This window comes from Atopobium sp. oral taxon 416 (assembly GCF_018128285.1).
In the GTDB taxonomy this organism is placed as follows: domain Bacteria; phylum Actinomycetota; class Coriobacteriia; order Coriobacteriales; family Atopobiaceae; genus Olsenella_L.
Genome location: NZ_CP072380.1, coordinates 2,740,088 through 2,752,297, shown reverse-complemented (window position 1 = coordinate 2,752,297; position 12,210 = coordinate 2,740,088). Strand labels below are relative to the sequence as shown.

General features: G+C 57.4%; 11 protein-coding genes and 1 pseudogene. 11 read left to right on the top strand and 1 reads right to left on the bottom strand.

The window, feature by feature from the left end; translation table 11 throughout:
- The first annotated feature begins 33 nt into the window (after positions 1–33).
- The 6 genes and pseudogenes from J4859_RS14455 (at position 34) to J4859_RS14420 (ending at position 6,812) form a co-directional block, all read left to right on the top strand.
- A complete protein-coding gene (locus J4859_RS14455) occupies positions 34–1,185 on the top strand; it encodes a glycerate kinase (protein WP_212330952.1) in 1,152 nt (383 codons plus the stop codon).
- 55 nt (positions 1,186–1,240) lie between these two features.
- Positions 1,241–2,155: a 2-hydroxy-3-oxopropionate reductase gene (gene garR / locus J4859_RS14450; protein ID WP_212330950.1), complete on the top strand. Its 915-nt coding sequence runs from the start codon at positions 1,241–1,243 to the stop codon at positions 2,153–2,155.
- 117 nt (positions 2,156–2,272) lie between these two features.
- Positions 2,273–3,514, top strand: coding sequence for an FAD-dependent oxidoreductase (locus tag J4859_RS14445; protein WP_212330948.1), 1,242 nt, complete (start codon positions 2,273–2,275; stop codon positions 3,512–3,514).
- Entirely contained in the window at positions 3,498–4,367 is an 870-nt protein-coding gene (locus J4859_RS14440) for an aldo/keto reductase (RefSeq protein ID WP_371812081.1), read from the top strand. Before J4859_RS14445 ends, J4859_RS14440 begins: the two co-directional genes overlap by 17 nt.
- A gap of 241 nt (positions 4,368–4,608) precedes the next feature.
- A pseudogene (locus J4859_RS17985) lies at positions 4,609–5,907 on the top strand (glycoside hydrolase family 1 protein).
- A gap of 65 nt (positions 5,908–5,972) precedes the next feature.
- On the top strand, positions 5,973–6,812 hold the full coding sequence (locus tag J4859_RS14420) for an alpha/beta hydrolase (RefSeq protein ID WP_212330942.1): 840 nt from the start codon (positions 5,973–5,975) through the stop codon (positions 6,810–6,812).
- Positions 6,813–7,054: 242 nt separating this feature from the next.
- On the opposite strand, the gene J4859_RS14415 is transcribed toward J4859_RS14420, so the two are convergent.
- On the bottom strand, positions 7,055–7,414 hold the full coding sequence (locus J4859_RS14415; RefSeq protein ID WP_249113670.1) for a 3-hydroxyisobutyrate dehydrogenase: 360 nt from the start codon (positions 7,412–7,414) through the stop codon (positions 7,055–7,057).
- 565 nt (positions 7,415–7,979) lie between these two features.
- Between J4859_RS14415 and J4859_RS14410 the strand changes: the two genes are divergently transcribed.
- The 5 genes from J4859_RS14410 to J4859_RS14390 all read left to right on the top strand — a co-directional run bounded on the left by J4859_RS14410 (position 7,980) and on the right by J4859_RS14390 (position 11,511).
- Entirely contained in the window at positions 7,980–8,399 is a 420-nt protein-coding gene (locus J4859_RS14410) for a hypothetical protein (protein WP_212330936.1), read from the top strand.
- Positions 8,380–8,568 carry a hypothetical protein gene (locus J4859_RS14405; RefSeq protein WP_212330933.1) on the top strand — a complete coding sequence of 63 codons (189 nt, stop codon included), beginning with the start codon at positions 8,380–8,382 and terminating at the stop codon, positions 8,566–8,568. The genes J4859_RS14410 and J4859_RS14405 overlap by 20 nt, the downstream gene beginning before the upstream one ends.
- A gap of 1,295 nt (positions 8,569–9,863) precedes the next feature.
- Positions 9,864–10,397: a transposase gene (locus J4859_RS14400; protein ID WP_212330930.1), complete on the top strand. Its 534-nt coding sequence runs from the start codon at positions 9,864–9,866 to the stop codon at positions 10,395–10,397.
- Positions 10,398–10,412: 15 nt separating this feature from the next.
- On the top strand, positions 10,413–11,036 hold the full coding sequence (locus J4859_RS14395; protein WP_212330927.1) for a transposase: 624 nt from the start codon (positions 10,413–10,415) through the stop codon (positions 11,034–11,036).
- 226 nt (positions 11,037–11,262) lie between these two features.
- Positions 11,263–11,511: a hypothetical protein gene (locus J4859_RS14390; RefSeq protein WP_212330924.1), complete on the top strand. Its 249-nt coding sequence runs from the start codon at positions 11,263–11,265 to the stop codon at positions 11,509–11,511.
- The last annotated feature ends 699 nt before the right edge of the window (positions 11,512–12,210 follow it).

The window sequence follows — 12,210 nt, the reverse complement described above, 5'->3', positions numbered from 1 at the left end:
GCCAAGAAGAATTGCGGGGAGGAGGGGGACTCAATGGCCTCGCTCAGCGTGGTAATAGCGTCGGATACGTTCAAAGGGTCTGCCAGCAGCAGGCAGGTAGATGACTTGCTGGCGGTAGGCATACATCGAGTGGTACCGAATGCCAACACGATAACGTTTCCCATTGCCGACGGCGGCGAAGGCACCATGGATGCGCTCGTCAGCGCCTGTGGGGGAGAGGTTCGCTCAGTGGCGGTCAGCGGTCCGCTGGGTGGCGCCGTCAATGCGCACTATGCCCTCATCGATGGAGGGGATGAGGCTGTCATCGAGATGGCCGAGGGCAGTGGCATCACGTTCATCGATCAGAGTCCCGAAAACGCGCTGCATGCGTCTACGTTTGGCGTAGGACAAGTTGTACTAGCCGCGATTGCGGACGGCGCCCGAAAGGTCTACGTTGGCCTTGGCGGCAGTGCCACGAGCGATGGCGGCGCTGGTCTGGCTAAGGCCCTTGGAGCCCGCTTTCTGGATGAGTCTGGCAAGGGCATCCCTTGCGGCGCCATTGGGCTTGGCTCACTTGCGTCCATCGATGCCTCTGGACTCGACCCTCGTCTGGCGGATGTCGAGTTCGTAGCACTGACCGACGTTCGCAACCCACTTTGCGGCGCTGACGGTGCAGTGTACATTTACGGGCCCCAGAAGGGCCTGGCTAGTAAGGATCTGGCCCGTGTAGATGGTTGGATGCGACACTACAGTGAGGTACTGCTGCGCGATGTCGGATCCGACGTGGCCGCCCTACCCGGGGCCGGCGCCGCGGGCGGCTTGGGAGCCGGCCTTGTCTCTTTCTGTGGTGCCAGCATCGTTTCAGGTATAGATTTCGTGTTGCAGAAGATAGAGCTCGAGAAGGCCATGACTGGTGCTGACCTGGTGGTGACGGGCGAGGGGCGCATGGACTCGCAATCTGCCAACGGAAAGGCTCCCGTGGGCGTTGCGCGCCTTGCGAAGCGCCATGGCATCCCGGTGGTTGCCGTGGTGGGTAGCAGGGCGGACGACCTGGGCAGTGTCTACTCCCAGGGTATCGATCTTGTTATACCCACGGTGACGGGCCCCATGACTCTGCAGGAGTGCATCGACCGCGTGGATGTCAGCGTCCCCATTGCAGGCGAGAGCTGCATCAGGGCGTACCTTTTGGGAAAGGCCCTGAGGTGATATCTTTGCATTGTCAAACGTGGTCTTGTCGCTACCGCTTCGTATAGTTCAATCAATGGGTATTTCACAAGAAAGGAAGCACAAAATGAAGGTAGGATTCATCGGTCTGGGCATCATGGGCAAGCCTATGGCACTCAACGTCCAGAAGGCTGGCCACACCGTCGTGGCCTACGACCACCATCAGGATCGCATTGATGCCATCGTTGCTGCTGGCGGAGTGGGCGCAAAGAGCGGTTGCGAGGTTGGCGAGCAGTCTGACGTCGTCATCATGATGATGCAGAACTCTCCCAACGTCGAGAGCGCCCTGTTCGACGAGGATGGAGTCTTCGAGGGCCTCAGTGAGGGTAAGGCAGTTATCGACATGAGCTCCATCAACCCCATCAAGTCCCGTGAGTTTGCCGCCCGCCTGGCCAAGAAGGGTGTGGACTTCCTCGACGCGCCTGTGTCCGGTGGTGAGCCCAAGGCTATTGATGGCACCATTGCCGTCATGGTCGGCGGTGAGCAGGACGTGTTCGACAAGTATGAGCCTCTGCTGCAGACCATGGCTTCGACTGTGACTCTGGTGGGCGGCGTCGGTGCCGGCAACATCACCAAGCTGGCCAACCAGATGATTGTCGCCATCAATATTGCAGGTATTTCCGAGGCGTACAGCCTGGCAAAGAAAGCCGGCGTCGACCCTTCCCGCGTGTACCAGGCCATCCGCAGCGGCCTTGCTGGTTCTGTTGTCATGGATCAGAAGTCCCAGAAGATCTTCGACGGAAACTTCGAGCCTGGTTTCCGCATCGAGCTCCACATTAAGGACCTGCAGAACGCGCTCGATACCTCGCACGGCGTCAACGTGTCCACCCCCTTTACCTCGCTTGCCATGGAGATCATGCAGTCGCTGAAGGCCCATGGCCACGAGAAGGACGATCACTCCGGCATCGCCGAGTGGTACGAGATGGTCAACGACTTCAAGCTGCAGGACTAAGGGTCTTCTTGCCTCATAGTTGACAGCGGGTCACGTCTTGCGAGGCGAGGACGGTGAGGTCATAGGTACCTCCTATCCTTGTCTCGTTTTTCTTGGCCCTCAGAAGGGAGCTGCCGTATGGCGCTGCACATCATCGACGAGGCAAATAGGTGTCTGAACTGTAAACGACCGCTATGCTGCAAGGGCTGCCCGGTGCACACGTCTATCCCGCAGGTCATCCAGAAGTTCAAACAGCGGGATTTGGTAGCGGCTGGCCAGATGCTGTTCGACAACAACCCGATGAGTGTCATCTGCTCGTATGTGTGCAACTACTCGCAGCAATGCGAGGGATACTGCATACGGGGCAAGAAGGGCACGTCGATCCACTTCTCGGCCATTGAGCAGTACGTCTCGGACACTTATCTGGACAGATTTATCCGTGACGTGAAACCTACGTACAACGGCAAGGTCGTAGCAGTAGTGGGCTCTGGACCTGCTGGTCTTACCGTGGCAATCCAGCTGGCGCGCGTGGGGTGTGACGTAACGATCTTCGAGCAAAAGATGGACATCGGCGGCGTGCTTCGCTATGGTATTCCGGAGTTCAGGCTGCCTCATCAGCTGCTGGCTCGATATCGTAAGGCGCTTGACGCGCTGGGAGTGCATGTGAGGCCGAACACAACTATAGGTGGCGCGCTGAAGCTAGACGGCCTCCTACGAGATGGCTACGACGCCGTGTTTGTGGGTACGGGAGCTTGGCGTGCTAGGACTTTGGGCATAAAGGGTCAGGCACGTGGCAACGTCTACTTTGGCATTGACTATTTGATCAACCCATCTGTCTGCAATCTGGGCTCTGACGTTGCTATCATAGGAGTGGGCAACGTTGCCATGGATGTGGCGCGAACTGCCATCCGAAATGGCTCACGACACGTGACTCTATATTCCAACTGGGGCGGTACCTCGGCTAACACCGACGAGGTCGAGTTGGCGCAGCTGGATGGTGCGAAGATCATCTATTGGAAGTCGATTGAGTCCATCGACGACGGGGGCCCGGTGTTTCGCAACTCCATCTTGGACGACGAGGGCCAAGTTGTTGGGCTTTCCGACGAGACCGAGCATGTCAACTGCGACTCCGTGATCATCTGTGTGTCACAGGTGCCGAAGGACAAGCTGCTGCTGACGACGAAGGGCCTTGCAGCCACAGACAGGGGCACGCTAGTGGTCGACGAAAACTGCATGTGCACGGTGCCGGGCGTGTTTGCAGCGGGCGACGTGGTCAGTGGGCCAAAGACGGTGGTCCATGCGGTGGTTGGAGCCAAGCATGCCGTTGCGGGAATGATGGACTACCTGGGACTTCAGAGAGCAGATGACGAGGTTGAGTAACGGGCGTACCGTAGAGCTGAGGGATGGCAGAAGAATGCCCCGTCTTGGTATGGGGACTTGGTATCTAGCCGGGGGCCTTCATCCCTGGGAGGTCGAGTTGTCTGCGCTTCGAGCTGGATTGGACGTAGGCGTTCGCCTGATTGATACAGCCGAGATGTATGGGGACGGTGCGGCCGAGGAGATGGTGGGCGATGCCATCCGAGGACGAAGGCGCGAAGACCTCTTTATCGTGTCGAAGGTCTACCCGTACAATGCGGGCCGGAAGGGCATCTTCTGTGCACTCAACAGGTCGCTGGCACGTTTGGGCACCGATTACCTTGACCTGTACCTCTTGCACTGGCGCGGGCAGATTCCGCTGGCCGAGACGGTCGAATGCATGGAAGAACTGGTCGAGAGTGGAAAGATTGGAGGCTGGGGAGTATCCAACTTTGACCTCGACGACATGGAAGAGCTCATGAGGGTGGACGGTGGTGAGCATTGTCTTGTAAATCAGGACCTCTACCACTTGGGGTCGCGTGGGGTTGAGTTTGACCTTCTGCCTTGGATGAGGCAAAGGAGGATTCCGCTGATGGCGTACTGTCCCCTCGCGCAGGCAGGCAGACTTCGCCAGGGGCTTGTGGACAGTAAGGCGGTTCATGAGGTTGCAGCCGCCCACGGCATCACCCCCATGCAGGTGCTCCTGGCGTTCGTCTTGCATGACCAGAACGTGATCGCCATCCCTCGCAGCTCCAGTGCGAGGCACGTCAGGCAGAACTGGTCCACGATCGATGTGGAGTTGACGGCGGAGGACATGGCTCTGCTGAACGAGGAATTTCCGCCGCCCAATTACAGGATGCCTTTGGATATGGAGTAGCATCCCACATGGAGTCCAGACGGATTATGTCCAGCCGACTCATTGACTGGACATTTTTCTTGTTCGATGAGGTGTCGAAACATCAGCTATTCTTGCCCTAAGCAAGCGCGCGAGAAAGGATGCATGCTATGGCAGAAGAGCGTTTCCCGAGGGCTTCCTCTTCGGAGGTGCCATGCCGGACTGGCAGTTCTAAGGCGGCTTCGGCGAAGGCGGACGCGGACTACTCGAGATAGACTTCGCGATGGATGGTGACCAGACGCATCCGCACCAGGTCACCTGGAAGGACGGGGACGGCAGGTGCGGCTCCATCAACTGGGAGGAAGTGCTGCCTAAGGGCGTTGAGCTTACGATGTTCGACGACGTGTACTACCCCTCACATCGCGGCGTGGACTCCTACCATCACTGGCGCGAGGACATCGAGGATATGGCCGAGATGGGCTTTCGCGTATACCGCTTCTCGACCTGCTGGTTTAGGATCTTCCCGACGGGCTTGGAGGACCGGCCGAACGAGGGGGCTTGCCTTCTACGAGGACATTGTGGACGACCTTTTGGCCCACGGTATCCAGCCCCTCATCACGATCTGCCACGACGAGATGTCATACGAGCTAGTGAAGTACTACAACGGCTGGGGCGGACGCCAGACCATCGACTGCTACGTGAAGTGCGCCCGTGCCCTCTTTGAGCGCCTGGGATCCAAGGTGAAGTACTGGCTCACGTTCAACGAACTCAACACCATCCGCGGTATCTGCATGATGGGCGTCATGAACCAGATCTGGCCCATGTACTGGCAGACGATCCACCACATGGTGGTGGTCTTTGCCACGGTCGTGGCAATGGGGTACCAGATGAAGCCGGGACCTCGGTTCTCCACAATGTATGCCATAAGCGAGCTATACCCTGCCATGAGCGCACCGGAGGACGTTTGGCCCTGGTACAGCCACTGCCGTGAGCAGTACCTGATCATCGACGCCATGTCGCGCGGTGCCTACCCGAACTTTACCTCCGAGGTGTGGGGTCGCATAGGGCTGACGTGCGCATGGAGCCCGAGGACGCCGAGCTCATGTACCAGGGCACGCTGGACTTTGTCAGCTTCTCGTACTACCGCTCGGCTGTGGTCTCGGCGAAGGACTCCGCCTGGCACCTTTTGGGCGGCACGCCGAATCCGCTGTGCGCAGAGAAGACGCCCTGGGGCTGGGCCGTGGATCCCCTGGGTCTGCATTACTGCCTGAACGAACTCTACGATCGCTACCAGAAACCGCTCTTTGTGGCTGAGAATGGCATGGGCGCTATCGACCAGGTGTCTGATGACGGCGCGGTACACGACGACTACCGTTGTGACTACCCGGCCAAGCACCTGCACGTCATCCGTGGCGCCATCTGCCTGGACCACGTGCCGTGCATCGGCTACACCATGTGGGGCAACGTCGACCTGGTGTCCCGCTCCACGGGTGAGATGGTAAAGAGGTACGGCTTTGTCTGTGCGGACATGGACAATAAGGGCGATGGCATCCTGAAGCGCTCGCGCAAGGACAGTTTCTAGTGGTTCAAGCATGCGATCTAGCCAGACGGGGCGGAGCTGTAGGGCCTAGGCTGTGGGGGGCTTGCATGTTTCACGAGATACTTCAGGCGTCGGAGGACGGCGCGCACGAGGTGGGTCATCAGAACCATCTGAGGCTTCCGAACAAGGACGAGCCAGCGCTCATCCAGACGTACTTTCCCGGCGTGCTCGATAACGTAGACCGCGACGTCACATGTCCATGCGTCGCGATCCTACCTGGGGGCGTCTACGCGTTTGCCTCGGTGCGTGAGGCCGAGCCGGTGGCCCTGCAGATGGTAGCGTGGGGCTTTGCCGCCTGCGTGGTCACCTACAGCTGCGCCCTTGCCAGGTACCTTGCGGCGTTGGTGCAGGCGGCGGGTGCTGTGGACTATCTCAGGCGGTATGCGGCGCAGTTTCACATCGACCCGAGCTGCATCTTCCCGATGGGCTTCTCGGCGGGAGGACATCTGGCCTGCGACCTGGGCTGTGAATGGCAGGAGCCCTGGCTGGCAAAGCGCGTGGGAGCTCCAAGCGAGGACCTGCGCCCCACCGGCCTCGTCCTAGGCTATCCCGTGATTAGCTTGAGCGAGTTCGTGCACAAGGGGTCGTTCCAGAATCTGTGCGGTGATGACGCCCAGCTGATGGAGTGGCTGTCGCTCGAGAAGTGTGTCACAGAAGACATGCCACCCACGTTCGTCTTTCACACGCTGGAGGACAGCTCGGTCCCGGTGGAGAATAGCCTGCTTCTGGCCGAGGCCATGAGGAAGGCGGGCATGTCCTTTACGCTTCGCGTCTTTCCCTACGGCGAGCACGGGCTGTTACTTGCCACACCCGAGGTGGGCCGCAGGGGCAAAGAAGGGCAGGTCCAGCCACTGATGCCGTGCTGGCTCGACCTGGTAGCGGACTGATGCGGACGCTGTAGAGGGCTGCTGGCGGGGATAGTTTCTGCTGGACACTGCTTTGGTGGGACGGCTGCGCTTCTCGAAAGCGCCCACTTCGCGTGCGACCACTCTGTGCGTACGCCCACTTTGCGCGCGATCCTTCTATATAAATGTTCATCCTATAAAAGCGTGCGTTCTTCTCTAATGGAGGCAAAAAGGGGCGTCGGCTTATGCCGGCACCCCGCCCTGTGGCTAGCGTGTTGAGATGACTACAGGTAGACGTCTGCCTCCTCGCGGCCAAACTTGTGCAGCAGCTCGTGGCAGGGCCTGCAGGCTGCGCAGTCGCAGAACTTGGCGCCAGCCTTCTTGCGCTCCCGGGCATGGGCCAGAGCCTGTTTACTGCCGTCCTTGCCAAAGACCTGCTGGCCCGCGGGCGAGCTGATGAACCCGATGAGGTCGTCGATGGTGGTTTGGTGTGCGCTGATGGCGTCCATCAGTTGATTTGTGGCCTCGTCGGCGTCCTTGCCCACGGCGATGGCGTCCTTCCAGGCCTGTGCCGCCTTCTTAGTATCGGCGGATGCCGACTGGGCGGCCAGCATCTCCTCGACCTTCGATGCGGTGTAGTCCAAAAGCTCCTTTTGCATAATGGCTCCCTTCGATGTGTGGTGGTGACGTGTGCGCGGCGGTGCGATTGCTGGTACCGAGATGGCCGTGATGGCTTGGTCGTCGCCGAGGGACGTTGGTGGTGCAATGGGGTTTCGGTTGACAGGCCACTCGTACCTTCGCGATTGTCCTCTGCGACTCCAGGTATGATTCGCACGCGACCAAGAACACTTCTTGCGACAGTTATACCCGTAGGTAAGAATCGCCACCCAGAGAGAACCTTCAGGTGCAGCATGTAGCGTGCGAGCGCACCCATCGACACCCATTTGTCTGTCCCCTCCACCCATCCATCCGCCCATCTATCCACATGGCAGAGCCTTGACAGTGATTCCTACAGAAGTTGGAGGTACGGGTATCCACAGCGCGGGAGCTTGCAGAAGCCCGTTTTGTGCTTCTTGCAAAAGCTCAGGTAGAAAGGTTGTCCGAACTCGCTGTTAGACCATAATTGACCTAAGAAGGGCCCAAAAGTGTCCAGGCCTTTGCCTACAATGCATATCATCAAACAAAGACATCGAGGATCGAAGGGCCCGGATGGATCCAATGATACTGCAGCAGATCAAAAAGATGGGGATCGCCGAGAAGCGCGAGCTCTTAGAGAGGCTGAAGGCGCTCATAGCCAAGAAGATGGCAGGCTCGGCACTTGCGGGGGCGCCCAAGAGGTGCCCGAGGTGCAAATCGCTCAGCTTCTATTGCAAGGGCCACGACGCGTGTGGCCTTAAGAGATGGAAGTGTTGCTCGTGCGGCAAGACCTTCTTTGTAAAGACGGGATCTGTCCTGGCTATGTCCAAGCTCACGGCCACCACATGGGCCGCATATGCAAAGGGCACGCTTACAGGCAACAGGGATAAGGTCGAACATCCAGATGCTGAGGGAGGCGCACACGCACGGCCATGTAGTGCATTGCTGTGGCATATCGAACAAGAAGGTCTGCGTGGAGTGCTGCGCGTATGACCTAGGCGACGAATATGCCATCCTCTGCGGCAGGGGCAGACCCGAGGACGAAAAGCTCACAGATGCCCTTTCAGGTATCGTCGACAGCTTATGGGTCGCCAGCGACGACCATACAGGATATGCGCGTGGCTCTCCTCGCTTGGGGTCTTCAAGCACACGGCGAGCTTAGCCTCGTCAATGCGATGCAGCGAAGGCTGCGCGAGTTCCTGCTTTTTCCCATGGGGTCTTCTACGAAGTGGCTGGGGCACTTGTCTTGCCTGCTTTCTGTGGATAGAGCAGGTAAGGCATTCTGAGCGGGAGAAGAAGGATACGCTCTCAGGCAAGCTTGCAGGAGGCAGGTATGTCCCATACCAGGCGTGCGCTCATAGACATAGAGCAACCCTTCTGGAGCTATTGGAAGGACAGGGGCGTCAGGCCAATTATGGTCTAACAGCGAAATAGAGAAATGAGCCGGGGGCTCGAACTCCAAGTATCATTTGCAATTACTAAACTCTATGTTAGACCACGATTGGCCTAGGCCCTTGCTTTCCATTACAGTGAGAGACAGTCCCTAGGGAAACGATGATTAATGCCCCATAACGTGTTAAAGGGGATCGGCCACACGGCTTTTCTAGGCCGGAATGTGGGAAAGGCAGGAAAGGATGCTTATCCAGCACGTGCAGGAGCCGCTATCCTCACATCTGTCCTGCCCCATGCACCGCAATAAGGCTCCAAGATAGATCAAGCGACGCTGGAAGCCAGGAGGTGCAACCTGCCGGCAAAAGATGCACATGGGTAAGGTTTGCAAGGGCGAGGCAGACTCGAGCATACAGGAGGTCTTCTCTATCCCTCTGTAGCGCTTCCTTAAGGGGTCGAAGCGCCGCTTCACGATAAGGAAGGGTGCTTCTACCTTTGAGCGGCCGGATGCCTTCCTGGACTCGATGCCTTTCTCGGTCAAGAGCGCACAGGCAAGGCCTTCTATGGTCGAAGGCTTCCTTAGCAACGCTTTAGCGCATAGATGAGAGGTGTGGGTCTTTATGCGTCCTTAAGGGCGCTTCGCTATACCTATATAGCCTAAAGTATGCGCAGAAAAACCTATCATCTTCCCTTACGAGTGCATGTGCCTGGGATATGTCGGATACATTCTAGGCGCTTGATCTTTACACCATGCACAAGGCCACCTGCGGCATCCACGCCGATATGCGCCTTGTATCCGATACGCCAGGCTCCCCCTCGTATTATTAAGTGGTAGCTTTCCTTTACCTGTTCCTGGTAAACGGCTACATTGTCATCAGATGCTGTGGAGTGGTCTTGCTCCCCTACCGCTCGACGGTTTTAGAGGGGCTCCAGCCACAGCCTCTTTACTGCATTGTTGATCAGTTAGATACCGCATGACGGTTTATGTAGAACGAGGATACGATTGGCAGAGAGCCCTGTGGTCTGACGACAGCATCAGAACAATCAACCGCTTCTTTGATCTTAAAGATGATCTACGTTGGAATCGATGTCGCCAAGGACAAGCACGACTGCTGTATTCTTGGTCCGGACGCTGAAGAACTGTTCCCGGTCTTTACCATCCGGAACAATCGTGAAGGCTATGATGAGCTGTTCAGAAGAATCGAGACGGCCTCAAAAGACCTGTCCCAGATAAAAGTAGGGCTCGAGGCTACCGGCTACTATTCCTACAACATCTTGGGCTCGCTTCTTGATCGAGGCTACCATACCTTTGTAATCAACCCACTTCACACAAATCTTTACAGAAAAGGTCAGCGCCTTAGAAAGACGAAAACGGATAAAGTCGATGCCCGCTCCATTGCCGAAATGCTTGTGACTGATAAGACCCTCAGGCCCTACACGGATACATCTTACCCCAGCGAAGAGCTGAAGTCATTGACCAGATACCGCTTTGATCTCATCCAGAGGAGAGCGAAGCTGAAGACATCCATCACCAGGCTGGTGAACATCGTATTCCCCAAACTGGAAGGCCTCGTCCCAACGCTTCACATAAACACCGTCTAGCGCCTGCTTGAAGAAATGCCCGGTGCGTCATGTGTTGTTGATGCCAACCTCACACATCTGAAGTCCCTGCTCTGTGATGCCTCCCGTGGCCGGTATGGCCAAGAGAAGGCGATCGAGATCCGGGATGCGGCCAGATCCTCTGTCGGATCAGAGATGTCTGTAAGATCCATAGAACTCAAGCAGACGATCCGTCAGATCGATGCCCTGACTGCCGACATCGAAAAAGTAGAAGCTTCCATTCGAAAGATTATGGACAAGAGCAGTTCTTCGATCATGACGATTCCCGGCATCAACTACCGGATGGGAGCCATGATCCTGGCCGAGATTGGCGATTTCAACCGCTTTGACAATGCGGACCAGATCCTTGCCTATGCAGGCATGTCGCCATCTACCTACCAGTCCGGGCAGTTGACATCCACCTATGCCCATATGGAGAAACGAGGCTCCAAATACCTCCGCTTCGCCCTCTTCAACGCCGCTATATACGTCTCCAAGTGGGACGAGCGGTTTGGCCTGTATCTGGCCAGAAAGCGTGCTGAAGACAAGCACTTCTATGTCGCCCTGTCGCACGTGGCAAAGAAGCTAGTCAGAACTATCTACCGGATGGAGCTGACCCATAGCGAATACCAGGCAGCGTAAATCTTACAACCCATAGCCTTTTCTTAGAGCCCTATTCCTGAGACTCTGTTCGTCATGCAGTTTTCAAGGTACTGATCTATCTAAAACACGTCTCCGCGTTTTATTCGAAAAATCGTAATTTCATGAAATGACTGAGGACCTCCAGCATAACCGCAGGAGTTCCTGTCGCCTCCAAACCGTACAATGAGGATGCAAGGTTGATGTATCCGAGAGGGCAAAGAAAGAGATGGTAAAGGGGTATGCAGACGCTCTGAGCAGGCGCGAATGCGAGAGCAAAGAGACATTGATGGGCCTTTTGGAGAGGTTCTCAGACGAGGAGTCGTGCGAGGGGAGGCTGCTCGAGGAAGAAGGTCTCCGGCGGCTTTGTCTGCCCGGTGTGCGCCAATACGTCCTGCTCGAAGGTCTGAGGCCGCGCGCACAAGTGGCAGTGCACGAAGTGCTCGCACCAGGTGAGCGTGAGCGCAGGGACTATTGATGGAGGGGACCCATCTCGAGCTCAGGAAGTGGTTCGTGGGCGATATGGCTCATGTCCGCCCAGAAGACAAGGATCAGCGCCTGCGCCCTGCAAAGGCAGATAGGCTGCAGCTTAAAGACGGCAGGGCGGGTCCTTTTAAGGATACGCTCGCCTGGGCCAGATCGCAGTGCGTTCAGCGTCCTTGCAGCTGACACACACGAGGTGGACGACTTCTATATCGGCGCCAAGGCACCAGGCAAAAGTGGGCGCGGCACAAAGCAGCAGCCGATGCTTACAGCGGCAGGCAGGGCTGCTGCCCCCTGCGCTGCGCAGAAGGAGTGCTCGAAAGATTGCTGGCGCCAGGTGGGGCATGACCAGCTCTGCCATACATCGAAGATAAGGGCGGATGGCTGGAGCGGCAAAGCTGCCGGCCTCTCTTCGTTTTGCGGGCTCGCCTAAAGAAAGTACGACAGAGCGGACGGGGATGTATCCCTTCCCATGGTCCACAGGGTGATATCCAACTTCAAGGCCTACGTTGAGGGCGCCTTCCATGGCCTTCCCAAGGCCCACATGCACTCCTTGCGGACTCACTCAGCCAAAGATACAGCCACAGGGATGTAAGGGATGGCTGCATGGAGCTGCTGCACGAGATGTGCTTCATCCATGTCCTGCTCTTCGGCATCGCAGCCACCGCGACGGTCCAGCCGAAGATACCTTCGA

Excerpts from the sequence above, each read along its gene's own strand:
- J4859_RS14455 (WP_212330952.1), top strand. The coding sequence starts at position 34 with ATGGCCTCGCTCAGCGTGGTAATAGCGTCGGATACGTTCAAAGGGTCT.
- garR (WP_212330950.1), top strand. The coding sequence starts at position 1,241 with ATGGGTATTTCACAAGAAAGGAAGCACAAAATGAAGGTAGGATTCATC.
- J4859_RS14445 (WP_212330948.1), top strand. The coding sequence starts at position 2,273 with ATGGCGCTGCACATCATCGACGAGGCAAATAGGTGTCTGAACTGTAAA.
- J4859_RS14440 (WP_371812081.1), top strand. The coding sequence starts at position 3,498 with ATGACGAGGTTGAGTAACGGGCGTACCGTAGAGCTGAGGGATGGCAGA.
- J4859_RS14420 (WP_212330942.1), top strand. The coding sequence starts at position 5,973 with ATGTTTCACGAGATACTTCAGGCGTCGGAGGACGGCGCGCACGAGGTG.
- J4859_RS14410 (WP_212330936.1), top strand. The coding sequence starts at position 7,980 with ATGGATCCAATGATACTGCAGCAGATCAAAAAGATGGGGATCGCCGAG.
- J4859_RS14400 (WP_212330930.1), top strand. The coding sequence starts at position 9,864 with ATGATCTACGTTGGAATCGATGTCGCCAAGGACAAGCACGACTGCTGT.
- J4859_RS14395 (WP_212330927.1), top strand. The coding sequence starts at position 10,413 with ATGCCCGGTGCGTCATGTGTTGTTGATGCCAACCTCACACATCTGAAG.
- J4859_RS14390 (WP_212330924.1), top strand. The coding sequence starts at position 11,263 with ATGGTAAAGGGGTATGCAGACGCTCTGAGCAGGCGCGAATGCGAGAGC.